The 26,323-nt window shown below is 60.9% G+C and carries 23 protein-coding genes and 1 pseudogene; 16 read left to right on the top strand and 8 right to left on the bottom strand.

Features of this window, described 5'->3' with window-relative positions; all coding sequences use genetic code 11:
• The first annotated feature begins 131 nt into the window (after positions 1 to 131).
• The 10 genes from AC19YQ_RS19685 to AC19YQ_RS19730 all read left to right on the top strand — a co-directional run bounded on the left by AC19YQ_RS19685 (position 132) and on the right by AC19YQ_RS19730 (position 10,938).
• A complete protein-coding gene (locus AC19YQ_RS19685; RefSeq protein WP_500595732.1) occupies positions 132 to 959 on the top strand; it encodes an HTD2 family dehydratase in 828 nt (275 codons plus the stop codon).
• Positions 960 to 981: 22 nt separating this feature from the next.
• On the top strand, positions 982 to 2,145 hold the full coding sequence (locus AC19YQ_RS19690) for an acyl-CoA dehydrogenase family protein (protein ID WP_133076921.1): 1,164 nt from the start codon (positions 982 to 984) through the stop codon (positions 2,143 to 2,145).
• 44 nt (positions 2,146 to 2,189) lie between these two features.
• Positions 2,190 to 2,582: a VOC family protein gene (locus tag AC19YQ_RS19695; RefSeq protein WP_500595733.1), complete on the top strand. Its 393-nt coding sequence runs from the start codon at positions 2,190 to 2,192 to the stop codon at positions 2,580 to 2,582.
• Positions 2,579 to 3,961, top strand: a complete 1,383-nt coding sequence (locus AC19YQ_RS19700) for an MmgE/PrpD family protein (RefSeq protein WP_500595734.1) — start codon at positions 2,579 to 2,581, stop codon at positions 3,959 to 3,961. Before AC19YQ_RS19695 ends, AC19YQ_RS19700 begins: the two co-directional genes overlap by 4 nt.
• The gene (locus tag AC19YQ_RS19705; RefSeq protein ID WP_339474466.1) at positions 3,958 to 5,163 is read left to right on the top strand and encodes a CaiB/BaiF CoA transferase family protein; all 1,206 of its coding nucleotides are present in this window, start codon (positions 3,958 to 3,960) and stop codon (positions 5,161 to 5,163) included. Before AC19YQ_RS19700 ends, AC19YQ_RS19705 begins: the two co-directional genes overlap by 4 nt.
• A 50-nt stretch (positions 5,164 to 5,213) precedes the next feature.
• Complete coding sequence (locus AC19YQ_RS19710; RefSeq protein WP_500595744.1) at positions 5,214 to 6,041, top strand: HpcH/HpaI aldolase/citrate lyase family protein; 828 nt, start codon at positions 5,214 to 5,216, stop codon at positions 6,039 to 6,041.
• 63 nt (positions 6,042 to 6,104) lie between these two features.
• On the top strand, positions 6,105 to 7,097 hold the full coding sequence (locus AC19YQ_RS19715) for a TRAP transporter substrate-binding protein (protein WP_133076916.1): 993 nt from the start codon (positions 6,105 to 6,107) through the stop codon (positions 7,095 to 7,097).
• A gap of 96 nt (positions 7,098 to 7,193) precedes the next feature.
• Positions 7,194 to 7,832: a TRAP transporter small permease subunit gene (locus tag AC19YQ_RS19720; RefSeq protein ID WP_133076915.1), complete on the top strand. Its 639-nt coding sequence runs from the start codon at positions 7,194 to 7,196 to the stop codon at positions 7,830 to 7,832.
• Positions 7,829 to 9,109, top strand: a complete 1,281-nt coding sequence (gene dctM / locus AC19YQ_RS19725) for a C4-dicarboxylate TRAP transporter large permease protein DctM (protein ID WP_500595735.1) — start codon at positions 7,829 to 7,831, stop codon at positions 9,107 to 9,109. Before AC19YQ_RS19720 ends, dctM begins: the two co-directional genes overlap by 4 nt.
• A 617-nt stretch (positions 9,110 to 9,726) precedes the next feature.
• Positions 9,727 to 10,938 (top strand): YeeE/YedE family protein, encoded by a 1,212-nt coding sequence (locus AC19YQ_RS19730; RefSeq protein ID WP_500595736.1) that lies wholly within the window; start codon positions 9,727 to 9,729, stop codon positions 10,936 to 10,938.
• Between the two features lie 96 nt (positions 10,939 to 11,034).
• Here AC19YQ_RS19730 and AC19YQ_RS19735 read toward each other — a convergent pair whose 3' ends face one another.
• Together AC19YQ_RS19735 and AC19YQ_RS19740 are read right to left on the bottom strand one after the other, a co-directional pair.
• Complete coding sequence (locus tag AC19YQ_RS19735) at positions 11,035 to 12,549, bottom strand: solute carrier family 23 protein (protein WP_133076912.1); 1,515 nt, start codon at positions 12,547 to 12,549, stop codon at positions 11,035 to 11,037.
• Positions 12,550 to 12,675: 126 nt separating this feature from the next.
• A complete protein-coding gene (locus AC19YQ_RS19740; protein WP_500595737.1) occupies positions 12,676 to 14,034 on the bottom strand; it encodes an 8-oxoguanine deaminase in 1,359 nt (452 codons plus the stop codon).
• Between the two features lie 334 nt (positions 14,035 to 14,368).
• Here AC19YQ_RS19740 and AC19YQ_RS19745 point away from each other — a divergent pair, with 334 nt between their 5' ends.
• Both AC19YQ_RS19745 and AC19YQ_RS19750 read left to right on the top strand, forming a co-directional pair.
• On the top strand, positions 14,369 to 15,232 hold the full coding sequence (locus AC19YQ_RS19745) for a diguanylate cyclase domain-containing protein (RefSeq protein WP_133076910.1): 864 nt from the start codon (positions 14,369 to 14,371) through the stop codon (positions 15,230 to 15,232).
• 359 nt (positions 15,233 to 15,591) lie between these two features.
• Positions 15,592 to 16,884 (top strand): MFS transporter, encoded by a 1,293-nt coding sequence (locus AC19YQ_RS19750; protein WP_500595738.1) that lies wholly within the window; start codon positions 15,592 to 15,594, stop codon positions 16,882 to 16,884.
• Between the two features lie 47 nt (positions 16,885 to 16,931).
• Here AC19YQ_RS19750 and AC19YQ_RS19755 read toward each other — a convergent pair whose 3' ends face one another.
• Positions 16,932 to 17,471, bottom strand: coding sequence for a DUF1523 family protein (locus AC19YQ_RS19755; protein ID WP_133076908.1), 540 nt, complete (start codon positions 17,469 to 17,471; stop codon positions 16,932 to 16,934).
• Positions 17,472 to 17,841: 370 nt separating this feature from the next.
• Here AC19YQ_RS19755 and AC19YQ_RS19760 point away from each other — a divergent pair, with 370 nt between their 5' ends.
• Positions 17,842 to 18,867 carry a GlxA family transcriptional regulator gene (locus AC19YQ_RS19760; RefSeq protein WP_500595739.1) on the top strand — a complete coding sequence of 342 codons (1,026 nt, stop codon included), beginning with the start codon at positions 17,842 to 17,844 and terminating at the stop codon, positions 18,865 to 18,867.
• A gap of 91 nt (positions 18,868 to 18,958) precedes the next feature.
• Positions 18,959 to 19,633, top strand: a complete 675-nt coding sequence (locus AC19YQ_RS19765) for an MgtC/SapB family protein (protein ID WP_133076906.1) — start codon at positions 18,959 to 18,961, stop codon at positions 19,631 to 19,633.
• Between the two features lie 16 nt (positions 19,634 to 19,649).
• On the opposite strand, the gene AC19YQ_RS19770 is transcribed toward AC19YQ_RS19765, so the two are convergent.
• Entirely contained in the window at positions 19,650 to 19,844 is a 195-nt protein-coding gene (locus AC19YQ_RS19770) for a hypothetical protein (protein ID WP_500595740.1), read from the bottom strand.
• A 35-nt stretch (positions 19,845 to 19,879) separates the two neighbouring features.
• Positions 19,880 to 20,902, bottom strand: a pseudogene (locus AC19YQ_RS19775) (MFS transporter); the annotation flags it as partial.
• A gap of 122 nt (positions 20,903 to 21,024) precedes the next feature.
• On the opposite strand from AC19YQ_RS19775, the gene AC19YQ_RS19780 reads away from it, so the two are divergent.
• A complete protein-coding gene (locus AC19YQ_RS19780; protein ID WP_500595741.1) occupies positions 21,025 to 21,474 on the top strand; it encodes a winged helix-turn-helix transcriptional regulator in 450 nt (149 codons plus the stop codon).
• Between the two features lie 165 nt (positions 21,475 to 21,639).
• Here the strand turns inward: AC19YQ_RS19780 and AC19YQ_RS19785 are convergent, their stop codons facing one another.
• The gene (locus AC19YQ_RS19785) at positions 21,640 to 22,299 is read right to left on the bottom strand and encodes a CoA transferase subunit B (RefSeq protein ID WP_133076903.1); all 660 of its coding nucleotides are present in this window, start codon (positions 22,297 to 22,299) and stop codon (positions 21,640 to 21,642) included.
• Positions 22,300 to 22,339: 40 nt separating this feature from the next.
• Positions 22,340 to 23,038, bottom strand: coding sequence for a CoA transferase subunit A (locus AC19YQ_RS19790; RefSeq protein WP_133076902.1), 699 nt, complete (start codon positions 23,036 to 23,038; stop codon positions 22,340 to 22,342).
• A 133-nt stretch (positions 23,039 to 23,171) separates the two neighbouring features.
• On the opposite strand from AC19YQ_RS19790, the gene AC19YQ_RS19795 reads away from it, so the two are divergent.
• Positions 23,172 to 24,113 (top strand): LysR family transcriptional regulator, encoded by a 942-nt coding sequence (locus AC19YQ_RS19795; protein WP_133076901.1) that lies wholly within the window; start codon positions 23,172 to 23,174, stop codon positions 24,111 to 24,113.
• A gap of 41 nt (positions 24,114 to 24,154) precedes the next feature.
• Here the strand turns inward: AC19YQ_RS19795 and AC19YQ_RS19800 are convergent, their stop codons facing one another.
• Positions 24,155 to 26,284, bottom strand: a complete 2,130-nt coding sequence (locus AC19YQ_RS19800; RefSeq protein WP_500595742.1) for an oxidoreductase — start codon at positions 26,282 to 26,284, stop codon at positions 24,155 to 24,157.
• Positions 26,285 to 26,323 lie beyond the last annotated feature (39 nt).

Below are 26,323 nucleotides of genomic sequence, written 5' to 3' on the forward strand. Positions count from 1 at the left end.
CAGGGCATGAATGCTGCTGTGTGGCTGCGGCGTTAAGCAAAACCGAACGCCCCCTTACCGAAACGCAGATTCACAGATCGCTGTGCTTTTGGCAATCATGGTCAAAATAACAAGCCACGGGGCAATCACCGATGAGCGATAACGCACTGTCTGCCTGGATCGGTCGCACTGAAGAGTGCCATGACTGTCTGAGCCTTAACCTGGTCACCCGCATCGCCGCGACCTTCGGCGAGCAGGCGCCACTGGCCGGTGAGCCGCTGCCGCCATTGTGGCAGTGGTGTTTTTTCCAGAGCGCAGTGGCGCCGGGCGAGCTGGGTGGCGATGGCCATCCGGCACGCGGGGGCTTCCTGCCACCCGCCGATAACCGCAACCGCATGTGGGCGGGCGGGCGTATCGAATTCCACATCCCGCTGAAGGTGGGCGCTCAGGCGACGCGCCTCTCCACCATCACCGATGTCCAGGAAAAACACGGCAAGACCGGCGCTCTGCTGTTTGTCACGGTGCAGCATGACTACTTTCAAGACGGCCAGTTGGCGATCCGTGAAGAACAGGACATCGTCTACCGCGAGCCGACGCCTCCCAAGCTGGCGAGCGGCGACCCGATGCCCGAAGGCGCCTGGCAGGAGTCCGTCACGCCTACCCCCACCTTGTTGTTCCGTTATTCGGCCGTGACCTTCAATGGGCACCGCATCCACTACGACTGGCCCTATGCGACCGAGGTCGAGGGCTACCCGGGGCTGGTGGTTCACGGCCCGCTGATGGCCACGCTCAGTGTGCGCGCGTTCTGCCAGGCCAATCCCGATGCACGGCTGCGCCGCTTCGCTTATCGCGGCCTGCGCCCATTGATTGCGCCTCATCCCTTTGACGTGAGCGGTCGCATTGCCGCGGCGGGCAGGGCTGAGTTGTGGGTGGGCAATGCTGAAGGTATTGCCCAAAAGAGCGAAGTGACCTTCGACTGAATAATGACAATAAGGATCTGCAATGAATCCGTATCTGAACGAAGACTACAACGCTATTCGCGAGGGTGTGCGCGCCCTGTGTGCCGAGTTTCCCGCGCAGTACTGGCGCAGGATTGACGAAGAAAAAGGCTTTCCTGAAGCGTTTGTGGCCGCCATGACCGAGGCCGGCTGGCTGTCGGCGATGATCCCTGAACAGTACGGCGGCTCGGGCCTGGGGCTGGCCGAAGCGTCGATCATTCTGGAAGAAGTGAACCACTGCGGCGGTAACTCCGGCACCGTGCATGGCCAGATGTACAACATGTTCACTTTGCTGCGCCACGGCAGTGAAGCGCAAAAAAGCTATTACCTGCCCAAGCTGGCCAGCGGTGAGCTGCGCCTGCAATCCATGGCCGTGACCGAGCCCACCACCGGCACCGACACCACCAAGATCAAGACCACGGCCGTGCGTCAGGGCGACTCCTACGTGATCAACGGCCAGAAGGTCTGGATTTCGCGGGTACAGCATTCCGACCTGATGATCCTGCTGGCCCGCACCACGCCGCTGGCCGACGTGCAGAAAAAAGTCGACGGCATGTCGATCTTCCTGGTGGATTTGCGCGAAGCCATCGGCAACGGCCTGACCGTGCAGCCGATTGCCAACATGGTCAATCACGAAACCAACGAGCTGTTCTTCGACAACCTGCACATCCCCGCCAGCAGCCTGATCGGCGAAGAGGGCAAGGGCTTTCGCTACATTCTCGACGGGCTCAATGCCGAACGCACCCTGATCGCTGCCGAGTGCATTGGCGATGGCCGCTGGTTCAATGAAAAGTCTGCGCAGTACGCCCGTGAGCGTGAGGTGTTCGGCCGTCCGATCGGGCAGAACCAGGGCGTGCAGTTCCCGATTGCCGAGGCCTACATCGAGCTTGAGGCCGCGGACTTGATGCGCTGGCGTGCGTGCGAGGAGTACGACAGCGGGCGCAGTGCCGGGGCTGCGGCCAACATGGCCAAGTACCTCGCGGCCAAGGCCAGTTGGGAAGCAGCCAACACCTGCCTGCAGACCCACGGCGGTTTCGGTTTTGCCAATGAATATGACGTCGAGCGCAAGTTTCGCGAGACCCGTCTGTATCAGGTGGCGCCCATCTCCACCAACCTGATCCTGTCCTACGTGGCCGAGCACCTGCTTGAGTTGCCGCGTTCTTTCTAAGCATTGACCCGAATTTACATCTGGAGCCTTAACGGAGATTAAGCATGCAGATCAGCCATCTCGACCATCTGGTACTGACGGTACGTGATATTCCCAGGAGTCTGGATTTCTACAGCCGTGTGCTGGGTATGCAGCCGGTAGTGTTTGGCCAGGGGCGCCATGCCCTGTCGTTTGGTCAGCAGAAAATCAACCTGCACCAGGCCGGTGCCGAGTTCGAACCCAAGGCTACGCATCCACTGCCGGGGTCGGCCGACGTGTGCTTCATCGTCAATGACCGACTGGACATCGTCATCGAGCAGTTGCACGCCCAGGGCGTGAAGATTTTGGAAGGCCCGGTCATGCGTACAGGTGCCCGGGGACCGATCCGCTCGATTTACCTGCTTGATCCGGACCTCAACCTGATCGAACTTTCGAATGCCATGGAGCACGCTGAATGAGTCAGCACACACAAGCGCTCACCGGGTTTTTGGCCGGCCTGCGCTACGAGCAGTTGCCCGAAGCCGTGATCAGCCGTACCGAAGACCTGTTTCTCGACTGGCTGGGCTCGGCCCTGGCCAGCCAGGGCTCGCACCCCATCCCGTTATTCGAGTGCTATGGCGCAATGATGGGCCCGGCCAGCGGACCGGCAACAATTCTGGTCAGTGGCAAGACCACCTCCGCGTATTTCGCCGCGCTGATCAATGGCGCCAGCTCACACCTGGTGGAGCAGGACGACCTGCACAACAGCTCCGTGCTGCACCCGGCGACGGTGGTGTTTGCGGCGGTGCTGGCTGCTGCCCAGGATCTGGGTAAAACGGGCCGCGACCTGATCGTGGCCGCCGTGGCCGGTTATGAAGCCGGCATTCGTATTGGTGAATTCCTCGGTCGTTCGCACTACCGCATCTTCCACACCACGGCCACGGTCGGCACCCTGGCGGCGGCAGTGGGGGTGGGCAAGTTGATGGACTTCAATCAGGAGCAGTTCACTCACCTGCTCGGCACGGCGGGCACCCAGGCGGCGGGCCTGTGGGAGTTTCTGCGTGACGCGGCAGACTCCAAACAGCTGCATACCGCCAAGGCGGCGGCCGACGGCCTGTTGGCGGCCTACCTCACCGCCGAGGGCCTGAGTGGCGCTAAAAATATTCTCGAAGGCGAGCAGGGCATGGCCGCAGGAATGTCCAGCGACGCCAATCCAGCATGCCTTTCCGACAGCCTGGGCAGCCGTTGGGCCCTGATTGAAACCTCGTTCAAGTTTCACGCCTCGTGCCGCCACACGCACCCGGCGGCGGATGCCCTGCTGGAGGTGATGCAGCGCGAGAATCTGCGGGCTGAAGACATTGCCAGCGTGATCACCCGAGTCCATCAGGGCGCCATCGACGTGTTGGGGCGCGTGCAGGTGCCAGAGACCGTTCACCAGGCCAAATTCTCAATGGGCACGGTGCTGGGCCTGATCGCCGTTTACGGCAAGGCCGGATTGCCCGAATTTCATCAACACGCGTTGACCGATCCACGCATCGGGGCGTTTCGCGACAAGGTAAGCATGGTGCTGGACGAGCACGTCGACGGCGCCTACCCGCAGCGCTGGCTGGGCCGTGTGGAGGTGACGACGGTGCAGGGCCGGACGGTGTCCGGGAGCATCGATGAGCCCAAGGGCGATCCGGGCAACACCCTGAGCCGCGCTGAGCTGGAGGACAAGTTTCGCCGCCTGCTGGCCTTCTCGGGAGCGTGCAGTGACGAGCAGGCGACGGGGCTTGTGGAGCTGGTCTGGCACCTGCGCCATCTGGACAACCTGGACGTGCTGACCCGCACTGCCGCACCTGCAGGGACTGCATCATGAACGACACGGCATTCAAACCCCGCCCGCTGGACGGCATCACGGTTGTGAGTCTGGAACACGCCATCGCGGCGCCGTTTTGCACCCGTCAGCTGGCTGACCTGGGCGCGCGGGTGATCAAGATCGAACGCCCCGGCTCCGGTGACTTTGCCCGTGACTATGACGAGCGGGTCAATGGCCTGGCCTCGCATTTCGTGTGGACCAACCGCTCCAAGGAAAGCCTGACCCTGAACGTCAAGCAGCCCGACGCGGGAGAGGTTCTCGACAAGCTGCTGGCCACGGCCGATGTGCTGGTGCAGAACCTGGCGCCGGGCGCAGCCCAGCGTATGGGGTTGTCGTTCGAAGCCCTGCATGAGCGTTTTCCCAGGTTGATCGTCTGCGATATCTCCGGCTACGGCGAGGGCGGGCCCTACGAGCAGAAAAAGGCTTACGACTTGCTGATCCAGAGCGAAGGCGGCTTTTTGTCCGTCACCGGCGGGCCGGGGGAAAACGACATGGCCAAAGCCGGTTGCTCCATTGCCGATATCGCGGCGGGCATGTACGCCTACACCGGCGTGCTTTCGGCCCTGCTGTTGCGGGACAAGACCGGGGAGGGCAGCCGCATCGATGTGTCGATGCTGGAAAGCCTGGTGGAGTGGATGAATTACCCGATGTATTACGCCTACGACGGCGCGGCACCGCCTCCGCGGGCCGGGGCCGCCCACGCCACAATCTACCCCTACGGACCGTTCCCAGCGGGGGACGGCGGTACGGTGATGCTCGGCCTGCAGAACGAGCGTGAATGGCAACAGTTCTGCGACAAGGTGTTGCTGCAGCCGGGGTTGGCGGCCGACGTACGCTTTAATGCCAACGCGCGGCGCTCGGACAATCGTGCCGAGTTGCGGGCCATCATCGTTGACGAATTTGCCCGCCTGAGCGCCGATGAAGTCATCGCACGGCTCGACGGGGCGTCGATTGCCAATGCCCATGTCAACGACATGGCCGGGGTGTGGGCCCATCCGCAGCTTCAGGCCCGTGACCGCTGGCGCGAGGTGGACAGTCCGGTCGGCAAGTTGCCCGCACTGCTGCCACCGGGACGCAACGTCGCTTTTGAACCGCGAATGGATGCTGTGCCGCGCCTGGGCGAGCACACCGACAGCCTGCTTGGCGAACTGGGCTATGGCGCCACGGACATCCAGCGACTCCACCAACAAGGAGCGGTGTGAGGCCGTCGCCTCAGACTGCGGTACGGAGCATTGCCATGAATAAAATTGCCATGAATAAAACAGTCATTCGATCAGCGCTGTTTGTACCCGCCACTCGCCCCGAGCGTATTGCCAAGGCGCTGGCAAGCGGCGCCGATGCGGTCATCGTCGACCTTGAGGACGCCGTGGCGGAACACCTCAAGGTGCAGGCGCGGGCCAATCTGGAGGCGTTTCTGGAGGCCAATCCCGACGCTCGGGTGCTGGTTCGCATCAATGCGCCGCAGCATGAACAACAGGCGGCTGATCTGGACCTGTGCCGTCGCCAGCCCGGTGTGGTGGCGGTATTGCTGCCCAAGGCAGAGAGCGCCGTGCAGGTCGAATTGGCGGCGGCTTGCGCCAAGCCCGTCTGGCCGATCATCGAAAGCGCCAGGGGCTTGCTTGAAATAAAAGCCATCGCCCGGGCAGCGGGGGTTGAACGACTGACGTTCGGTGCCCTGGACCTTGGCCTGGACTTGGGCTTGAGCAGCACGAGCGCCGCAGCGCAGCGCATGCTCGACCAGGCCCGCTATGCCATTTTGCTGCACAGCCGACTGGTGCAACTGGCGCCGCCGCTGGACAGCGTTTTTCCGGATATCAAAAACATCGAGGGCATGGCCCGAATGGCTGCCGATGCCCGGGACATGGGATTTGGCGGCCTGCTGTGCATCCATCCCAGTCAGGTTGCTTTGATTCACGACACCTACATGCCGGGGGCTGAAGAGCTGGACCGGGCCCGGCGGATTCTGGCTGCGGTTGAGTCCGCAGGCGGGGTGTTCGTGGTTGACGGGCAGATGGTCGATGCGCCGGTGATCGAGCATTCACGACGAATCGTGCGGCGGGCAGGGGCTGCGCCTGTCTGACACAAACCGCACGAAGGCAACACCAGGCACTACCAAACTTATAACAACAAGAGGTATGTACCCATGTTCAAGCACACCCTTATGGCTTTGGCCTGCGCACTTCCACTATTGACCGGTCATGCGGGCGCGGCCGATCCCATCAGTATCAAGTTCGCCCACGTCGTCGCCGAACACACCCCCAAGGGGCAGGGCGCGCTGCTGTTCAAGAAGCTGGCCGAGGAGCGCCTGCCAGGGCAGGTCAAGGTCGAGGTCTACCCGAACTCCTCGCTGTTCGGTGACGGCAAGGAAATGGAAGCGCTGTTGCTGGGGGACGTGCAACTGCTGGCGCCGTCGCTGGCCAAGTTCGAGCACTACTCCAAGCCGATCCAGATCTTCGACCTGCCATTTCTCTTCGATGATATCCATGCGGTTGACCGCTTCCAGCAAAGCCCGCAAGGCCAGGCCCTGCTCACATCCATGGAAGGCAAGGGCATTACCGGCCTCGGTTACTGGCACAACGGCATGAAGCAGTTGTCCGCCAACAAGGCCCTGCAGGAACCCAAGGATGCCCGGGGTTTGAAGTTCCGCGTACAGGCTTCCGCCGTGCTCGATGAACAGTTCAAGGCCCTGCGCGCCGCGCCGCGCAAGATGAGCTTTGCCGAGGTCTACCAGGGCTTGCAGACCGGGGTGGTCAATGGCACCGAGAACACCTGGTCGAACTACGAGAGCCAGAAAGTGTATGAGGTGCAGAAGTTCTTCACCGAGTCCAATCATGGCGCGATCGACTACATGGTGATCACCAACACCAAGTTCTGGAACAGCCTGCCACCGGATGTGCGCAGCACCCTGGATGAGGTCATGGCCGAGGTCACGGTGGAGGTGAACAAGCAGGCAGAGGTGCTGAACCAGGCCTCACGGCAGAAAATCGTCGATTTTGGCAACAGCGAAATCATCAGCCTGACCCCGCAACAACGGGAGCAGTGGCGTGAAGCCATGCGCCCGGTGTGGAAGAAGTTCGAAAGCGCCATCGGCCCGGATGTGATCGAAGCCGCCGAAAAAGCCAACCAAAGCAGCTAAGGCCTTGTATGTCGTTGGCGACCCCGGGTGGGGTCGCCCGCGCTTGCATCGGTTCCATGTGTCGCTTTGCGACCGCTTTTTCAAGGGAGATAACCCATGCACGCAGTTGTTCGTGTCTGGAACCACGCGGAAGAAATGCTGGTGGCGTTCCTGCTTGCAGGAATGACCCTGGTCACATTTTCCTATGTGGTGTTCAACAACCTCTACGGCATTTTCTACTCGCTGGGGGATTCGCTTCCATTTGGCAACGAAGCCATGCTCAGCATCGGCGACGGTATTTTGTACATCGCCCAGGAGATGACCTGGAGCGTGGCGCTGACCAAGGCGATGTTCGGCTGGCTGATTTTTGTCGGCCTGGCCTGGGGCGTGCGGATTGGCGCGCACATAGGTGTCGACTTGCTGGTGCGCCAGTTCAATCCTGCCAACCAGCGCCGCGTGGCCTTGCTCGCCGTGGCCATCTGCCTGGGTTACTGCGCCTTGATGGCCTACTCCAGCGAGCAGTGGGTTGCCACGTTGTATCAAGTGGGGACCAGTGCCGAAGACCTGGACCGATTCGGCATTGCCCAATGGCAAATCGTAATGATCGTACCCATCGGTTTTGCCCTGATGTTCGTTCGTTTCCTGCAGATTTTCATCCGTATCGCCCAAGGCAAGCAGCAGGGACTGGGCTTGCACAGTGAGCTGGATGACGCCGTCAAGCTGGCGGAAAACGACAAGCAGGGGACCGACCAATGACCATTACCTTCCTTTTTTTCGCCCTGTTCGTGCTGATGTTCATTGGCATTCCGGTGGCGATTTCCCTGGGTTTGTCCGGGGCCATGACCATCCTGTTCTTCAGCAACGACTCGGTGCGTTCCCTGGCGATCAAACTGTTTGAAACCAGCGAGCACTACACACTGCTGGCCATTCCGTTCTTTCTGCTGTCTGGCGCATTCATGACCAGCGGTGGCGTAGCCCGTCGCCTGATCGACTTCGCCAACGCTTGCGTCGGTCACATCAAGGGTGGCCTGGCCATCGCAGCGATCCTTGCCTGCATGCTGTTTGCCGCCCTGAGCGGTTCGTCGCCGGCCACGGTGGCTGCGGTGGGTTCGATCGTCATCGCGGGCATGGTGCGTTCCGGCTACAAGCAAGACTTTGCCGCCGGTATTGTGTGCAACGCGGGCACCCTGGGCATTCTGATTCCACCGTCGATTGTCATGGTGGTGTACGCCACCGCGACCGAGACATCGGTGGGCAAGCTGTTCATGGCAGGCGTTGTGCCGGGGCTGTTGCTGGGCCTTGTATTGATGATCACCATCTACATCATGGCCCGCGTGAAAGACATGCCATCGCTGCCACGGGCCACGTTCAAGGAAATCATGGTCGCGGGCCGAAGGGCCGGTTGGGGCCTGATGCTGATCGTGATCATTCTGGGCGGTATCTACTCGGGCATGTTCACACCGACCGAAGCGGCTGCCGTGGCCGCCGTCTATGCCGCGTTCGTGGCCATCTTCATCTACAAGGACATGACCGTACGGCAATGCCCGAAAGTGATTATCGAAGCGGGCAAGCTGAGTGTGGTGCTGATGTTCATCATCGCCAACGCCATGCTGTTCGCTCACGTACTGACTACCGAGCAGATCCCGCAGTCGATCACGGCCTGGGTGGTGGAGCAGGGTTTTACGCCGATTGAGTTCCTGCTGGTGGTCAACGTCGTGCTGCTGGTTGCGGGCACCTTTATGGAGCCGTCCGCGATCATCCTGATCCTTGCGCCGATTCTGTTTCCGATTGCGATGCAACTGGGCATCGATCCGATCCACCTTGGCATCATCATGGTGGTGAACATGGAAATCGGGCTGATCACACCGCCGACCGGGCTTAACCTGTTTGTCACCTCGGCGGTGACGGGCATGCCGCTGACCCGCGTGGTGCGAGCGGTATCGCCGTGGCTGCTGGTGATGCTGGCGTTCCTGGTGCTGGTGACGTATGTGCCGTTTGTTTCACTGGCGTTGCCGAACTGGTTGGGGATGTAGGTGTAGCCGCTTCGCGCTCGATCGACACGCGGGATGGGTGAAGAATCTGTAGTCGCTGACGAGCCGTGCGAGGCTGCGATCGGCTGCGCAGCAGTCGTAAAGTCAGCTTCCACGGTTAATCAGGGATACCGCGCGTGCCGGTTTTGCGACCGCTTCGTCGCAGTGGCGCACCATCTCGATCGCAGCCTTCGTTCCTCGTCAGCGACTACACGCGGGATGGGTGACGAACGCTGTAGCCGCTGACGAGCCGTGCGAGGCTGCGTCCGGCTGCGAAGCAGTCGTAAAGTCAGTTTCCTTGGTTTATCAGGCACACCGCGTGCACCGGTTTTGCGACCGCTTCGTCGCAGTGGCGCACCATCTCGATCGTAGCCTCGTTCTACTCGTCAACTGCTACGCAGTGGTATGAGTTGCGACATTCGTAGCAGCTGACGAGCCGTGCGAGGCTGCGTCCGGTTTGGTGCGCCACTGCGACGCAGTAGTCGTAAAACATCATGACGCCTATCGCAGCCTTCGTTCCTCGTCAGCGACTACACGCGGCTACACAGCAATTGCCCGCCTCGCAGGTTTATACTCGGCACCTTCGCAATTCATCACTTCCCTGGGTATCGAGATTTCTCATGAGCCGTTCTCTTTCCATGTCTCCTGCGCGCAAGCCGGTCGCGCCACTGGTGGCTTTTGTCCTTTTGTTGTTTGGCGCTGCGTTCCTGCAAAACAGTGTCGGCTCGCGCCAGGTGCTGTTGCTGGTCGTCGGAGCCGCTCTGGGTTTGACGCTCTATCACGCGGCCTTCGGATTTACTTCGGCATGGCGGGTGTTTATCAATGATCGGCGCGGCGCAGGTTTGCGTGCGCAAATGGTGATGCTCGCTGTGGTGGTGGTGCTGTTTTTCCCCGCGCTGGGAGCTGGCACTTTGTTTGGCCAGCCGGTGGTCGGTCTGGTGGCGCCTGTCGGGATTTCGGTGGTGTTCGGCGCATTCATTTTCGGGATCGGCATGCAACTGGGCGGCGGGTGTGCGTCCGGGACCCTGTTCACCGTCGGTGGTGGCAATGCGCGAATGCTGGTCACGCTGTTGTTCTTTATCTGCGGCTCCCTGATTGCCACTCACCATGTTGATTGGTGGTTTGCGCTGCCCTCGTTTGCACCCGTTTCCATCGTCAAGAGCTTTGGCGTGGTTCCGGCTTTGCTCTTGAGTCTGGCCGTGTTCGCAGTCATTGCTGCGGTGACGGTGCGCCTGGAAAAGGGCCGTCATGGCACGCTGGAAGAGGGCGTTAGCAGCGAACATCAGGGGCTGCGCCGCTTCTTGCGGGGGCCGTGGCCGTTGGTGTGGGGGGCGATCGGCCTGGCGTTGCTCAATTACGCCACGCTGGCCCTGGCCGGGCGGCCCTGGGGTATTACGTCGGCCTTTGCACTGTGGGGCGCCAAGGCCGCGAGCGGGTTGGGCGTCGATGTCGGCAGCTGGGCGTTCTGGCAGATGCCGGGCAATGCCAAAGCCCTGGCCGCGCCTGTCTGGGAAGACGTCACCAGCGTCATGAACATGGGCATTGTCCTGGGTGCGCTCTTGGCGGCAGGTCTGGCCGGACGTTTCGCACCCAGCCTGAAAATCCCGGCCCGCTCGCTGGTGGCGGCGGTGATCGGCGGCTTGTTGCTCGGTTATGGTTCGCGTCTGGCCTACGGCTGCAACATCGGTGCGTATTTCAGTGGCATCGCGTCGGGCAGCCTGCATGGCTGGGTGTGGCTCGTGGCTGCGTTTATCGGCAATAGCGTGGGCGTGCGCCTGCGGCCATTGTTCTTTGAAGGCGAGCGTCGGCAGGTGGCGCTGAGCGGCTGCTGAGAAGGCGGGCGGTACGGGCGTGCTGATCCTTTCTCAGCAACGCCCGTATTAAAGCGACAGGAAATCTTTATGCCGATTTCCTGGGTTCAAGGTTGATCAGTGTTCTTGCTCGAAGTGCTTTTTACGGGGTGACGAGGCGTGCTCATGGTGCTCGTCGGTCTCCACAATCGGCACTTCCTTGCCGTTGCAGTCGAACAGCTTGCCATCGCGGAACACGTCACCGTCGTTGAGCCGGCTGATATCCCGTGAGTGCAGGATGCGATCGCTGGCGGCGACGAATACCGACTGTTGGTCGGAGTTACCGGCCCGCAGGTGGTTGAACAGCAGGTTGAGCAGGATGGCCATGATCGCTGCCGAGCTGATGCCGGAGTGGAAAATGGTCTCGAACCACGTCGGGAAGTGGTGATAGAAGTTGGGCGCCGCAATCGGGATCATGCCGAAGCCGATCGATGTCGCCACGATGATCAGGTTCATGTTGTTGCGGTAATCCACCTGGGCCAGGGTGCGGATGCCGCTGGCCGCGACGGTGCCGAACAGTACCAGGCCAGCACCACCGAGGACGGCAGTGGGTACGGCCGCCACCAGTCTGCCCATGACCGGCAGCAGGCCCAGCGTCACCAGGATCAACCCCGCCGTCGCCACCACGTAGCGGCTTTTCACGCCGGTGACGGCTACCAGGCCAACGTTTTGCGCAAAGGCACTCTGAGTGAAGGAGCCAAACAGTGGCGCCAGGGCGCTGGAGATCATGTCCGCCCGCAGGCCGTTGCCGAGGCGTTTCGAGTCGACTTTGGTTTCGATGATCTCTCCAACGGCGAGGATGTCCGCGGAGGTTTCGACCATGGTCACGATGATCACGATCAGCATCGACAGGATGGCGGCAAGCCTGAACTCAGGCATGCCGTAGTGCAGGACTTCGGGCAGTGCAACCAGCGAGCCTTCCAGCACATTGGAGAAGTCGGTCATGCCAAAGGCCCATGCGACCAGGGTGCCGATGACGATCGCCAGCAGAATCGACAGGCGAGAAATACTGGCGCTCCCCAGCTTGCTCAGCAGCAGTACGGTCACCAGCGTGAATGCCGCCAGGCCGATGTTGGCCGTGCTGCCAAAGTCTGCGGCCTGACTGTTGCCACCCATGGCCCAGCGGGCCGTGACAGGCATCAGGGTCAGGCCGATGGTGACGATGACGATACCCGTCACCAGCGGCGGAAAGTACTTGATGATGCTCGAAAACAACGGCGTGATCAGCAAGCCCACCAACGACGCCACAATCACCGCGCCGAACACCACAGGCAGCCCGCCAGCCCCGTCGCTGCCGATAATGGCCACCATGGTTGCGACACCGGCGAAGGACACCCCCTGAACCAGCGGCAGGCGACAGCCGAAGAAGGGAATGCCAAGGGTTTGCAGCAAAGTGGCCAGGCCTCCTGCGAACAGCGATGCGGCGATCAGCAGGCCAACATCGGCTGAAGAAAGGCCGGCAGCCTGACCGATGATCAGGGGGACAGCGATGATGCCTCCGTACATGGTCAGCACATGCTGAAGTCCGTAGGCCAGGTTGGCGCCAATACCGAGGTTTTCGTCCTCTGGACGAGATGAAGCGGAAGAAGTCATGGTGAGTAGCTCGCTTTTGTTATTTTAGATGCGTCTAACAGCACGTTCTCAGTCGCATTCGACGAGTGTTGGGCTCAGTAGCGGCCCGTCGTTGCCCTCAGTGCAGAGCGCAACGGTTTGAACGGATCATTCGCCGCAGACCAACTGACGGGCCAACTGGTTGTGGCGCTCCAGCACCCGGGGCAGGTCGACGGTGGTGAGGTGGCCGTCCTTTACCACCACACGACCATTGATCACGCTGGTGTCGACGTGGGTCGGGGTGCAGAACACCAGGGCAGCCAGTGGATCGTGAAGGGCGCCGGCATAGGCCAGGTGGCCAAGGTCGAAGGCCACGAAGTCCGCCACCATGCCGGGGGCCAGGGCACCAATGTCATTGCGGTTGAGTACTTTGGCGCCGCCCAGTGTTGCGATCTCCAGCGCCTCGCGGGCGGACATCGCGTCAGGGCCAAAACCGACACGCTGCAACAGCAGCGCCTGGCGTACTTCGCCGATCATGCTGGCGCCATCGTTGGAGGCCGAACCGTCGACGCCCAGGCCCACCGATACGCCGTGGTCGCGCATCGTGCGGATCGGTGCGATCCCCGAACCCAGTCGCATGTTCGAGCACGGGCAGTGGGCGACCCCGGTACCGGTGCGGGCGAACAGTTCGATGCCGTGCTGGTCCAGTTGTACACAGTGGGCGTGCCACACGTCGGGGCCGACCCAGCCCAGGTCTTCGACGTATTGGGCGGGGGTCATGCCGAACTTCTCACGGCTGTAGGCGATGTCGTTGATGTTCTCCGCAAGGTGCGTGTGCAGCGACACACCGTACTGGCGCGCAAGAACGGCTGATTCGCGCATCAGGTCGCGGCTCACTGAAAAAGGTGAGCAGGGCGCCACGACCATGCGCAGCATCGAGCCATGACGGGCGTCGTGGTAGTCCTCGATCAGGCGCTGGGAGTCCTTGAGGATGTCGCTTTCTTTTTCCACCACCGAGTCGGGCGGCAAACCACCCAGGCTTTGGCCCACACTCATGCTGCCGCGGGCAGCGTGAAAGCGCATGCCAATCTCTGCCGCTGCATGGATGCTGTCGTCGAGCTTGCAGCCGTTGGGGTAGATGTAGAGATGGTCACTGGATGTGGTGCAGCCGGACAAAATCAGTTCGGCCATCGCGGTTTGGGTCGAAACGGCGATCATTTCAGGCGTCAGTCGCGCCCAGATTGGATACAAGTTTGTCAGCCAGTTGAACAATTCGCCGTCCTGCGCCGCCGGTACTACACGGGTCAGGCTCTGGTACATGTGGTGGTGGGTATTGACCAGTCCCGGGATCACCACTTTGCCGGCCATGTCCAGAATCACGTCGGCGTGTTGGGGCAGGGTGTCGGCTGGACCGACCTGCCTGATCAGGTTGCCTTCGATGAACAGGCCACCGCGCCTGATCTCCCGACGTTCACCATCCATTGTCACCAAAAGATCTGCGTTTTTGACCAGTAAAGTTTTGGGCATGGGTTTTCCTCTTCCGTGATGGCTCAAGCAAGCATCGGTGTGCGTGTTGAATGACATGTCTGGATGACGCTCGATGGGTTCGAGCCGCTGTGGAGGTTGCATGGTTATTAACCGTCGCAGTACGCACCGGCGACTGCCGGGGTCGTAGGCGCGGATTTATGTAACCAGAATTTAAATAGATTGTATACAAGTAAAGTGGGTGCGCTGATTTGCCCGGTAACAGCGGGCGCCCGTTCCACCCGTCCAGTTCTTGGGTCAGGAAAAGGGAATGTTTTGCCATTACATTGCCATCACTCTATGATCAAAATGCGCTATTTACCGGACGCACCACCCTATGCCCGTTGACCTGGACGCTCTCTACCCCAAGCTGATTCATTTGATGCTGGACACGGTTTTTGTGGTCGACAGGGACAACCGGATTGCATTTGTCAGTAATGCCTGCGAGGCGCTGCTCGGCTACTTTGCCGAGGAACTGACCGGAACCGTTATTACGGACTACATGCATCCTGAGGATCTGACGACCACTCGGGCCTCTATTGCCCGGGTCATGAACGGCCAGGCTCACGTTGATTTTCGCAACCGCTACATCCGCAAGGATGGAAGCATCGTGCATATCCTCTGGGCTGCCTTTTGGTCCGAGGATGTGGGCGCGCGCATCGGTGTTGCGCGGGATGTGACGGCCCTCAGGGACGCCGAAGATGAATTGCGCTTCCTTGCCCATCATGATCCGCTGACAAAGCTGACCAACCGCTCGCTGTTCAATGATCGGCTGGACCTGGCCCTGCGGGCGGCGAACCGGCGCAAAAGCACTCTGGCCCTGCTGTTCGTGGACATGAATGACTTCAAGGGCATCAATGACATTTACGGGCATGCCATGGGCGATCGTGTGTTGTGCATGGCGGCTCGACGGCTGGAGAGCTGCGTGCGCGAGACGGACACCGTGGCACGGATGGGCGGCGATGAGTTCACGGTCCTGTTGACGGATATTGGCTCGCAGGACGTCGTGCTCGATAAAGTCGCACAGATCAACGCGGTCATGGCCCAGCCGCTGGGCGCCGAGTTTGGCGGGATGTATATGCCGTCCTGCAGTATCGGCGTGGCCTTTTATCCGGCAGACGGGGTGGATGCCGATACGCTGCTCAGCCATGCCGATGGCGAGATGTACCGGGTCAAGCGAAGCCGTTCTCTAGCCGGGTGAAGGTCCGTGCGGTGGCTTCGCCTGCGCCTTTTCGTGGCCGGATACGGCGCCGTTGGCATTTTGCTCCCCGGGGAGGGCGTTTTTTGGCGCTATGGGTTGAAAAATCAGATCGCCGTCTCTTCAACTTGCACGTCTCAGCGGCTAACATGCGCGCCCTGGTTTTGCATGCCCGGTCAGTGCCAAGGTTTGCGCCCAGCCTGCCTTGAACCTTTCCTGTAACTCGCCAGCCACGGCTGTGGCGTCGAACGAAGCTCAATCACACATACCTGTTTTCTCCTCCCGCCCCGGTCTTTGCCCGTGCCGGGCTGCACCTGCCTGTCGCGGGTTTTTCCATTGATCAATGAGGTCGTGAGTTAATTATGTCTGTGCAACTGCTGGCGATGGCGCTGGCACCTTTACTTGGGCTGTTTATCATCAGCATCGGCAACGGCATGCTTGCGTCACTGACGACATTGCGACTCGATACCCTGGGCGAGTCAGCCACCATGGTCGGCATCGTCTCTTCGGCTTATTTCATCGGCCTGACCCTGGGCTCGATTTTCAATGACCGGTTGATCGTGCGGATCGGCCATATCCGCGCCTACAGCTGCTTCGCCGCCCTGATCGCCACCATGATTCTGTTCCAGGGGATGAGCTCTGATCCCTGGACCTGGTTCGTGTTGCGGCTGATCACAGGCTGGGCCAGTGTCGGCGTGTTTCTTGTGGTGGAAAGCTGGTTGCTGATGGCGGCCGACCCCAAGATCCGCGGGCGCCTGCTGGCGCTGTACATGATTGCCCTCTACGGCGCAGGCCTGCTGGGGCAAGTCAACCTGGGTGCCATCGCGCAAACCGGTGACACCATTCCCTTCATGATTGCGGCCATCCTGGCCTCGCTGTCCCTGTTGCCCATTGTCATGATTCCCCGTGCAACGCCCATCGTGGAACGCGCCGAACCGCTGATGCCGCTGCAGTTACTGCGCACAACGCCGACCGGGGTCATCGGCTGCTTTGGTTCGGGCATTGCCATTGCGGCGGTGTATGCACTGCTGCCGCTGTACCTGCAACGCATCGGCATGGACGTGACTGAAGTCGGACACATGATGGCCAGTGTCATCCTCGGTGCCATGTTGTTGCAGTACCCGGTCGGGCGCTGGTCGGATCATCAGGACAGGCATCTGGTGCTGATCGTGCTGGGGGCTGCCTGCGCGGTGTTGTCGCTGATCATCCTGTTCCTGCCGCCTGGGTCGCCCTTGCTGGTCGTGGCGTTTTTCCTGCTGGGGGGCGGTATTTTCGCGATTTACCCGGTGGCAGTCAGTCACGCGGCGGATCGGGCATCGTCGGGGGCGATCGTGCGCATGATCCAGGGTTTGTTGCTGATCAACTCCCTGGGTTCTGCCGTCAGCCCGCTGGTGATTTCACCGTTGATGACCAAAGTGGGTGAAGGCGGGCTGTTCTGGGCGCTGGCTGCGCTCAATGTGTGCCTGGTGCTGTTGTTTATGTGGCGGCGCGGCAAGCGTTCGGAGCCTGTCACGGCCGCACCGTTCACTGCAGCGGCACAGATGTCGGCGGTGGGCGTGGAGATGCGCGTCACTGAAGACCTGGCCCAGGCCGTGCTCGATCACGAGCGGGATGCCGACGGAGATGACGAGCACAGGGCGCAGCGTCAGGCCTAGGGCCGCGCACGATGGAAAGGAAATGCGCCCCGGCAGGGGCGCATTGATCAGCTCACCGGCATTTGCGGGCGGCGTTTGACGCGGCGTTTTACAAACACGGCAATAAACAGCACCACCAGTGCCATTACGCTGAAGAACACCGTGTTGAACCAGGGGAAGGGTTCATCGCGGGTTTTGGTGGCTTCGATCGCGGTGATGTTCGGGAACACCGAGAAGATCTTGATGCGCCATCCGTAATATCGAATCAGTGCCAGCTGCTCGGCATCGCGGGAGTATCCCTGGGCCTTGGCCTGGATGTCAGCGGAGTCGAACTTGAAATACCAGGGGAAGGACCAGCCGGTATCCTCGTTGCGATAAACCATGACTTCCTTGGTCACCGGGTCTTCGGTGTTGATGAAGTACACATCGCGGGTCGGGCCGTCAGCCGGATTTTCAGCGTTGATGACGCCATTGTGATCGACCCGTTTGACTTCAACCCCGGTGACCATCACCACATCGTGTTGAGGCAGAAAGTAAAACAGCCCCAGCGCTACAGCGCCGACTGCAAGCAGGATCGCGCCCAGAATGATGCCCTTGAGCCACTTCATGCAAAAACCCCGTACATATTGATAATTCCTGATTGCTGTTGATTGAACCACTGGCGGAGCTTATCGCAGCCTACGTAAAGGACTACAAGTTCCGTGTGAGTTGCCTACATGATTTGTAGCAGTTTAGTTGTTCCTCTACACCATAAGCCGCTGTTGGCGCGTGGGGGCACGAGAGATGTAGTCGCTGCCGCAGGCTGCGATCGGGCCCGAAGGGCTCGCGCTGTGCAAAAGCCGAAGGTCCTTCGGACCTTATCGCAGCCTGCGGCAGCGACTACAGGTTTTGTGCACAAGTACGGCAGCTGTGCCCCATGGCAGGAGGAGCTTTTTAGCCTGCCGGGGGGTAGCATTGGGCATTATCACGGCATAAGAAATGGATCGAACCTTGATCGAGCGACGTCAATTCAGCACTGGCATGAAGGGCAAGAACCTTCGCTATCTCAACGACAGCCCCGCCGAGGCTGGCCCGGTGGTCCGCACGGGTTTTGTGCTGCTTGAGCATTTTTCACTGCCCGCGTTTACCCAGGCGCTGGACACCCTCATCACCGCCAACCTGCTGCGAGCCGGTTTGTTTACATCGCGCACCTATGGCTTGAGCGACGGTGAGGTCATCAGCGATCTGGGCCTGGTGATCCGCCCCGATGCGCGCATTGATCCGGGGATGATCGATGAACTGGACCTGCTGGTCATTTGCGGTGGCTACAGAACCGAACTCCACATCAGCGACGAACTGGTCAGCCTGCTCAGGGCCGCTTCCAGCGCGGGCATTAGTCTTGGCGGGTTATGGAACGGTGCCTGGTTTCTGGCCAGTGCCGGGCTGCTGGACGGTTACCGTTGCGCTATCCACCCCGAACACCGGCCCGCACTGGCCGAAGTGGCCAAGGCAGCCCAGGTCACCAGCGAGCCGTACGTCATTGACCGTGACCGCCTGACGGCCTCCAGCCCTGCGGGTGCGTTCCAGATGGCGCTGGGCTGGATCAAGGGCTTGCATGACAAGGCGCTGGTGGAGGGGATCGAGGATATCCTGGCGTTCGAAGAGTCCCGCTATCGGCGGATCAAGCCTGCGCAGAACATCTGCGTGAGCGCCCCACTGCGTGAAGTGGTCATGCTGATGGACGCCAACCTTGAGGAACCCCTGGAGCTGGAACAACTGGCGGTCTATGTCGGTCGTTCCCGTCGCCAGCTGGAGCGCCTGTTCAAGGAGCAGTTGGGCACCACGCCGCAGCGCTATTACCTCGAGCTGCGCATCACCGAAGCCCGTCGCCTGCTGCAACACACTGAGTTGTCACAGGTGGATGTGCTGGTGGCCTGCGGGTTCGTGTCGCCCAGCCATTTCAGCAAGTGTTACAGCGCCTATTTCGGCTACCGGCCATCCAGGGAAGTGCGCCTGGTCAAATAGCGTTGATGCATGGCGGCGCTGCACACGGCTGAACCTTGGCTATGCTGTTGGCTTGACTGCGCAGGCAGAAGCTCTGGCTTGAGGGACTTGAATGATTTCAGAATGGGAAATGATCGCGCGTCTGCTGTTGGCCTCGGTGTTGGGCAGCATGATTGGTTTGCAACGGGAGCATCAGTTTTGGACCGCAGGTTTGCGCACCCATATGCTGGTGGCGACCGGGGCGTGTCTATTTATGATCGTATCGGCCTTTGGTTTTCAACAGGCTCTGACCCAGCAGGGCACGCAACTCGATCCTTCGCGGATCGCCGCGCAGATCGTCACCGGTATCGGCTTTCTCGGTGCTGGCTCGATCATGATGCGCGGTGAAGTGATCAAGGGGCTGACAACGGCCGCAAGCCTGTGGGCGGTCGCGGCCATCGGCATGACCATCGGTGGCGGGCTGTATTTGCTGGGGGTGGCAGCGACCCTTCTGATTCTGCTTATCCTGATTACCATCGGGCCGATTGAGCACCGGTATCGCGATTACATAAAGGTGCATGTCATCAAGCTGGTAGCGCCGATCGGGGTGCTGAATCGCCAGAGCCTTGAGGACTTTCTCGGTGCCGATGCTGGCCGTCTCAAGCAGGTGGTTGTCGAGCAGGGGCCTGACATGGGCACCGAAAGCATCACGGTCGAGTTCAGGAAAACCAGTCGGGTGGAAACCGCAGAACTGTTGAAAAAGATTCTGACGATCCCGGATGTCCGTGAGGAACCGCCTCCCCACTGACAGCCGTTCGGCGTTGTTATCCGGTGTGCCGGGTGACTGTTCTCGTGTGCTGAACAGTGCCCGGCATCTGGCTCAGTGTGACGGCCCAGAAAACGAGGGCCGTCAGGCTGACGCCGGCGCCGAGCAGGCACACGCCGGTCCAGCCCCATGCCGCGTAAAGGGCCGTGGACGCCAGTGCGCCGAACCCGCTGCCAATGGCATAAAACAGCATGTAGCAGCCCACGACACGACTGTGTGCATCGGTGTGTGTGTGTTGAAAATCATGCTCTGGTTGGTGACATGAATGGCCTGGGCACCTAGGTCGAGGATCACGACGCCGACAACCAGCCAAACCATCGAGTAAGTCGTAAGCCAGAGTGCAGCCCAGGCCAGTATCAGCAATCCCAGGGATATGCCGGTTGTCCATTGCCCCATCCCTTTATCCGCCCAGACCCCGGCGCGGGTGGCCGCCAGTGCACCCACTACGCCCACCAGGCCAAATGTGCCGATGGTTGTGTGCGAAAACCCGTAGGGCGCCTGGATCAGGAGAAACACCAGCGCACTCCAGAAAATCCCTAGCACCGCAAAAATGAACAAGGCGAGCATCCCGCGGATTTGCAGCACGGGATCTTCCCTGAGCAATGTAAACATCGAGAGCACCAGCCGCGCATATCCAGCGGGTGTGGCTGACGGTCGCTGTGACGGCAAGACTTTGTAGAGGATCAAGCCGAGCGCCATCATCACCAGTGCTGAACCCAGGTAAACCCAGCGCCACCCGGCCAGGTCCGCAATCAGCCCGGCTGCCAGCCGCGACAGCAACAGGCCAATCACAACCCCGCCCTGGACCGTGCCCACCACCCGCCCGCGTTCTTGCGGCAAGGACGCGGTGGCGGCGAAGGCGATCAGGCCCTGGGTCATGGCGGTTCCCAGCAGGCCTATCCCGAGCATGGCCAGCAGCATGATCAAGGGGGAGTGGGTCATGGCCACGCAAAAAAGCCCGGCGATCAGTGCGCCGATCTGGGCCAGCATCAAGGTCCGGCGATTTACCTGGTCGCCCAGGGGCACGATCAGCAGCAAGGCCAGCACACTGCCGACCTGAGTGGCGGTAATCACACCGCCGACCGCGCCAGGGCTGATGGCAAAATCTTCGGCCACCTGGTCAAGCAACGGCTGGGCGTAATAAACGTTCGCCACACTCAGCCCGCTGGCGCAGGCAAACACCCCGACCAGCCCTCGCGGTGTGCGCAGCGGGATCGATGCAGTAACGGGATAGAGTTGATTGTTGGGCACGGGTAAACCTCTCGGCAATCCAGTCTCGAAATAAGACTGGTTTCATTCTAGGCCAGCCAGTCTTAAAATGAAACTTGATACGGGAAGTCACCCGGATTTCCAGGGCAAACAAAGGAGCGAGCATGGCAAGGCAGCACATGGATCCAGCCCCAACGTGTCCGGTGGCACGGACTGTGGACTTGATCGGCGATCGCTGGTCGTTATTGATCGTGCGCGACGCGTTCGATGGGGTCAGGCGATTTGGAGACTTCCAGAATGGTCTGGGGGTGGCGCGCAGCGTGCTGACCCAGCGTCTAAAGGGGCTGGTCGAGGCCGGTATTCTGCAGGTGCAGCCAGCTTCTGACGGGACCTCGTATCAGGAGTACGTCTTGACGGCGAAGGGTGAGGGGTTGTTCCCGGTGGTCGTGGCTTTGCGCCAATGGGCAGAGCAGCATGCGTTCGAGCCACAAGAGGCCCGCTCGCAACTCGTGGATACAGCCACAGGGCAGCCGTTGGGGTTGATGCAGCCCATCAGCGCCCAGGGACAGGTGATTGCCCCTGAGCAGACCCGGGTCATCAAAAAAACGCTGTGACTGGCAATGCTGTTCACTCAGGTTTTTTTTGGCTCTGTGGGAGCGGGCTTGCTCGCGATGGTCGTTAACGATGACGCGTCTTTACTGAGTTAATGCGGTGCTCTTAAGACCCTCGCGAGCAATCCCGCTCCCACACTTGAGCAGCGTTGCTCTTGAGTGAACGGTTCAGACGAATTGCATTTCCGGGACGTGGTCCGGGACGATCAGCTTGCCTGCGGTTTTGCGAACGATTTCGTCGACGCTGACGCCGGGTGCGCGTTCCTTGAGGATGAATGCACCGTTGTCTATTTCCAGGTAGGCAAGGTCGGTCAAGACACGCTTGATGCAACCCGCGCCGGTCAAAGGCAGGCTGCAACGGGACAACAGCTTGGACTCTCCGTCCTTGGACGCGTGGGTCATGGTGACGATGATGTTTTCCGCGCCGGCCACCAGGTCCATCGCGCCGCCCATGCCCTTGACCAGCTTGCCGGGGATCATCCAGGAGGCGATGTTGCCGTGTACGTCGACTTCAAAGGCACCGAGTACGGTGAGGTCGATATGGCCGCCGCGAATCATCGCGAACGACTCTGCCGAGGAGAAAATCGACGCCCCGGTGCGCGCGGTGACGGTTTGCTTGCCGGCGTTGATCATGTCGGCGTCCGCTTCACCGACGCGGGGGAATGCACCCATGCCGAGCAGGCCGTTTTCCGATTGCAGCATGACTTCCATGCCTTCGGGAATGTAGTTGGCGACCAGGGTCGGGATGCCGATGCCCAGGTTTACATAGAAGCCGTCCTGCATTTCGCGGGCGACGCGCTGAGCCATTTGTTCGCGGGAAAGAGCCATGGTTGTTCTCCGTGCTCGGGTTCAGGAGTTGGGCAGGGGATCAGGAACGCTCGGTGAGCTGTTCGATACGTTTTTCGAAGGTGCCGCAAATGATGCGGTCGACGTAGATGCCCGGGGTATGGATCTGGGTCGGGTCCAGTTCGCCGGGCTCGACGATTTCTTCGACTTCAACCACGGTAATCCTGCCGGCAGTGGCGGCCAGCGGATTGAAGTTCTGCGCAGTGTGGCGGTAGATCACATTGCCGAAGTGGTCGGCTTTCCAGCCTTTGACAATGGCGAAATCGCCCGTGATGGACTCTTCCATCAGGTAGGCGCGGCCCTTGAATTCGCGGGTTTCCTTGCCGTCGGCAACCGGTGTGCCGACGCCGGTTGCGGTAAAAAATGCCGGAATGCCGGCACCGCCAGCGCGCATTTTTTCGGCCAGGGTGCCTTGGGGCGTCAGTTCGACTTCGATTTCACCGCTCAGCAGCTGCTTCTCGAACAGGGCGTTTTCACCCACGTACGAGGCGATCACTTTGCTGATCTGGCGGTCTTCGAGCAGCACGCCCAGACCGAAACCGTCAACGCCACAGTTGTTCGAAACCACGGTCAGGTCGCGGATGCCCTGACGCTTGATCTCGTTGATCAGGTTTTCGGGGATGCCACACAGGCCAAAGCCGCCAGAGATAACGGTCATGCCGTCCTTGAGTCCGGCCAGAGCCTCCTCGTAGGAGCCCACACGCTTGTCGAAACCTGCCATACGCACCTCTCTTGTTTTTAGTGGGCTGTCGTTAGCCGTATGAAGCGAGTGTTACCGGATGCAATTGATTTGTTAAGTTGATTTTTAAGGTGGATTGATAGATAAAACAAATTAATAAGCGTGAGGCAAAACCATGACCGTGAAACAGATCCGCGCCTTTCTTGCCGTGGCCCAAAGCCTGAGTTTTGCCGTGGCCTGTGAACGCCTGCATTTATCGCAGTCGGCCTTGAGCCTGACCATCAAGGCGCTGGAGGAGGGGCTGGGTGGTCGCCTGTTCAGCCGCACCACGCGCCATGTGGCACTGACACCCGAAGGCGAGTCGTTGTTGCCGTTGGCCCGACGCCTGATCGCTGACTGGGACAACGCCGAGGATGAACTGCGCCAGCGCTTCACCCTGCAACGTGGCCGTGTGACTCTGGCGGCAATCCCGTCGTTCTCGGGCAATCAGTTACCGTCGATCCTCAAGGGTTTTCGCGTGCGCTATCCCAAGGTCAACGTCACGGTGAACGACGTCATCAACGAGCAAGTGCTGGAGATGGTGCGCGATCGCCTGGTGGAACTGGGTGTGGCTTTCGAACCGGCACCCGGTTCGTCGCTGACGTTTACCCCGTTGTACCTCGACCGTTTTGTCGCGGTGGTGCCCCGTGATTCCGGGTTGGCCGGGCACTCGTTGATTGACTGGAAGACCCTGCTGCAAGAGCCCTTTATTACCCTGCAACGGCCTTCTGCCGTGCGGGTGATGCTGGAGGAGCACCTGCAGGCGCGGCAGATGAAATTGCCGGTGGCATTCGAGAGTCATCAACTGGCCACGGTCGGGCGGATGGTCGCCAGCGGGCTGGGCGTCAGCGTGGTACCGGCGCTGTGCGCCGAGCAGATGCGTGAACTTGGCGCGTGCTGCATCACCTTGCATGAGCCCGTGGTGGAACGTGCCATAGGCGTGCTGACCAAACCCGGCCATGAGTTGTCAGCGCCAGCCCAGGCCATGTTTGACTGCCTGCTTGAGAGCGGCGGGGCCTTTCAGGTAGGTCAAGGTGATGCCATCGCGAGCAAGCCCGCTCCCACAGTGAGGGTATGAGGGAGCTGGCTTGACTGCGATGCCGACGGTGCGGCCTGTCCCTAGGCCTCGCGCCCGGCCTTGTGTCCGGCACTGATGGCACCCTCGATGTAGCCAATGCTCCGGCAATCGCCAATGCTGGTGGCGCTCAAGCCCGCACGGGTCAATTCGTCAAGCAAGCCGGTGTTGGGCTGCGCGCCGATCGCCAGTACCACCGAATCGGCCTCGCTGCGGGCACTGCTGCCATCCGCCAGTTGATAAAGCACGGCATGGCCTTCAATGGCCGTTACGCAGGCTCCGGTAATCATCTCGCCGCCATGCACGCGAATTTCATGCAGCACCCGCCAGCGACGCACGATGGCCAGTTCGCGGCCCAGATGGGTGCCGCTTTCCAGCACGGTGACCTGGCGCCCCCGAGCGATCAGGAACTCCGCCAGTTCCAGGCCCACCAGCCCGCCACCGATGATGGTCACGCGCTTGCCCAGCGGCATCCACACCCGTGACAGTTTTTCCATGGCTTCACGGCTGTCGGTCACCCCGGTCAGGCTGCCGGCTTTCATCAGCGCACGCTGGGTAAAGGACAGTTTGCGCCGGGCAATCTCGTCAGCCCGGTCGCCGGTCATCAGGCGGCGCAATTCGTCGCCACTCCAAACGTGGTCCTGATCGGCTCCGGGGATCGCCGGTGCCGCGCGTTCGGCGCCAACGGCCACCAGCACTTGATCCGCGCCCAGGTCGCGGAGCAGGGCAGGGCTGGCCTGGGTGTTCAGGCGCACATCGATGGATGATTGCTGTACCTGAACCTTGAGGTTGTCCAGCAAACGAGCGTTCTCGGCATAGGCCAGGCCCGCAAAAAACAGCGTACCGCCCAGGCGGTCGCTGCGTTCGAGCAGGGTCACGCGATGTCCGCGCAGGGCAGCGATGCGGGCGGCTTCCATCCCGGCAGGCCCGGCACCGACCACCACCAGATGCTTTGGCGTTGGGGTGGGACTGATGACGTATTCGAACTCATGGCCGGTCATGGGGTTGACCGCACACTTTACCCGCTCGTTGATGAAAATCTGGCTGACACACACGTAGCAGTAAATGCACGGGCGGATGCTGGTTTCCTGATCGTTGAGCAGTTTGTTCGGCAGTTCCGGATCGGCCAGCAGTTTGCGGGCCATGGCAATGAAGTCGCAGTCGCCCCGTTTCAGGGCGGCTTCACCGGCCTCAGGTTCGATCCGCCCTACGGCAATCACCGGCACTTGCACGCAGCGTTTGAGTGCGCCAGTCCACTCCATGAATCCGTTGGGCTTTTGTACCAGGGGCGCTTCGGTAAACACCACGCCGCTGGTGATGCGGGCACTGGCGGACACACTGACCGCATCGACCCCGGCGGCCTCGGCCATGCGCGCCACAGCCTTGGCGTCGTCCAGCGTGATGCCGCCGGGAGTGTGCAGCTCTTCTGCGTCCAGCCGCAGCCAGACAGCAAACTCATTGCCCACTTTGGCACGTACTGCCGCGATGATTTCCAGCAGCAGCCGGGCACGGTTTTCCAGGGAGCCACCGTACTCGTCTTCGCGCTGGTTGTAATAGCCGGAAAGGAAACCGGCAATGATGTAGCCGTGGGCCGCGTGCAGCTCCACACCGTCGAAACCGGCGCGTTTGGCCCGGTCGGCGGCCAAGGCAAACCAGTCGATCATGTGTGCGATATCAGCGCTGTCCATCACCCTGATCGGTGAGCCTTCGGCGCGCCGTTTCATGGAACTGACAAAGTTGGCCAGCTCTTCAGGTGTGAGTGCGGCCATCATGTCGCTTTGCAGCACAGGCGGCACCGAAGGCACCCACAGTTGCCGACCTTCAGCCATGTCGCGCACCGAGGTCTTGCCTGCGTGCTGAAGTTGCATGGCGATTTTTGCGCCGTGCTGGTGGACGCGCTCGGCGAGGCGGCTTAAACCGGGGATGAAGTCATCGCTGGACACGCCGACCTGGAACGGCTCGGCGGTCCCGGCCGGGAACGCCACCGAGCACACGCCCATGATCAGCAGTCCGGCGCCGCCTCGGGCGCGGGCTTCGTAATAGGCTTGAATCCGTTCGCCGCAATGACCATCGGCTTCGGCGAAGTTGGAGCCCATGGGCGCCATGATGATGCGGTTGCGCAGCTCAAGAGAGCCAATGCGACCGGGTGCCAGCAACTGAGGGTATTTTGTCATTATTCGTTCAGCCCGAGCGGGTGTTTGAAGAAGGGACGG

This window comes from Pseudomonas sp. MF06569, assembly GCF_059862735.1.

Excerpts from the sequence above, each read along its gene's own strand:
- AC19YQ_RS19685 (WP_500595732.1), top strand. The coding sequence starts at position 132 with ATGAGCGATAACGCACTGTCTGCCTGGATCGGTCGCACTGAAGAGTGC.
- AC19YQ_RS19690 (WP_133076921.1), top strand. The coding sequence starts at position 982 with ATGAATCCGTATCTGAACGAAGACTACAACGCTATTCGCGAGGGTGTG.
- AC19YQ_RS19695 (WP_500595733.1), top strand. The coding sequence starts at position 2,190 with ATGCAGATCAGCCATCTCGACCATCTGGTACTGACGGTACGTGATATT.
- AC19YQ_RS19700 (WP_500595734.1), top strand. The coding sequence starts at position 2,579 with ATGAGTCAGCACACACAAGCGCTCACCGGGTTTTTGGCCGGCCTGCGC.
- AC19YQ_RS19705 (WP_339474466.1), top strand. The coding sequence starts at position 3,958 with ATGAACGACACGGCATTCAAACCCCGCCCGCTGGACGGCATCACGGTT.
- AC19YQ_RS19710 (WP_500595744.1), top strand. The coding sequence starts at position 5,214 with ATGAATAAAACAGTCATTCGATCAGCGCTGTTTGTACCCGCCACTCGC.
- AC19YQ_RS19715 (WP_133076916.1), top strand. The coding sequence starts at position 6,105 with ATGTTCAAGCACACCCTTATGGCTTTGGCCTGCGCACTTCCACTATTG.
- AC19YQ_RS19720 (WP_133076915.1), top strand. The coding sequence starts at position 7,194 with ATGCACGCAGTTGTTCGTGTCTGGAACCACGCGGAAGAAATGCTGGTG.
- dctM (WP_500595735.1), top strand. The coding sequence starts at position 7,829 with ATGACCATTACCTTCCTTTTTTTCGCCCTGTTCGTGCTGATGTTCATT.
- AC19YQ_RS19730 (WP_500595736.1), top strand. The coding sequence starts at position 9,727 with ATGAGCCGTTCTCTTTCCATGTCTCCTGCGCGCAAGCCGGTCGCGCCA.
- AC19YQ_RS19735 (WP_133076912.1), bottom strand. The coding sequence starts at position 12,549 with ATGACTTCTTCCGCTTCATCTCGTCCAGAGGACGAAAACCTCGGTATT.
- AC19YQ_RS19740 (WP_500595737.1), bottom strand. The coding sequence starts at position 14,034 with ATGCCCAAAACTTTACTGGTCAAAAACGCAGATCTTTTGGTGACAATG.
- AC19YQ_RS19745 (WP_133076910.1), top strand. The coding sequence starts at position 14,369 with ATGCCCGTTGACCTGGACGCTCTCTACCCCAAGCTGATTCATTTGATG.
- AC19YQ_RS19750 (WP_500595738.1), top strand. The coding sequence starts at position 15,592 with ATGTCTGTGCAACTGCTGGCGATGGCGCTGGCACCTTTACTTGGGCTG.
- AC19YQ_RS19755 (WP_133076908.1), bottom strand. The coding sequence starts at position 17,471 with ATGAAGTGGCTCAAGGGCATCATTCTGGGCGCGATCCTGCTTGCAGTC.
- AC19YQ_RS19760 (WP_500595739.1), top strand. The coding sequence starts at position 17,842 with ATGGATCGAACCTTGATCGAGCGACGTCAATTCAGCACTGGCATGAAG.
- AC19YQ_RS19765 (WP_133076906.1), top strand. The coding sequence starts at position 18,959 with ATGATTTCAGAATGGGAAATGATCGCGCGTCTGCTGTTGGCCTCGGTG.
- AC19YQ_RS19770 (WP_500595740.1), bottom strand. The coding sequence starts at position 19,844 with ATGCTGTTTTATGCCATTGGCAGCGGGTTCGGCGCACTGGCGTCCACG.
- AC19YQ_RS19780 (WP_500595741.1), top strand. The coding sequence starts at position 21,025 with ATGGCAAGGCAGCACATGGATCCAGCCCCAACGTGTCCGGTGGCACGG.
- AC19YQ_RS19785 (WP_133076903.1), bottom strand. The coding sequence starts at position 22,299 with ATGGCTCTTTCCCGCGAACAAATGGCTCAGCGCGTCGCCCGCGAAATG.
- AC19YQ_RS19790 (WP_133076902.1), bottom strand. The coding sequence starts at position 23,038 with ATGGCAGGTTTCGACAAGCGTGTGGGCTCCTACGAGGAGGCTCTGGCC.
- AC19YQ_RS19795 (WP_133076901.1), top strand. The coding sequence starts at position 23,172 with ATGACCGTGAAACAGATCCGCGCCTTTCTTGCCGTGGCCCAAAGCCTG.
- AC19YQ_RS19800 (WP_500595742.1), bottom strand. The coding sequence starts at position 26,284 with ATGACAAAATACCCTCAGTTGCTGGCACCCGGTCGCATTGGCTCTCTT.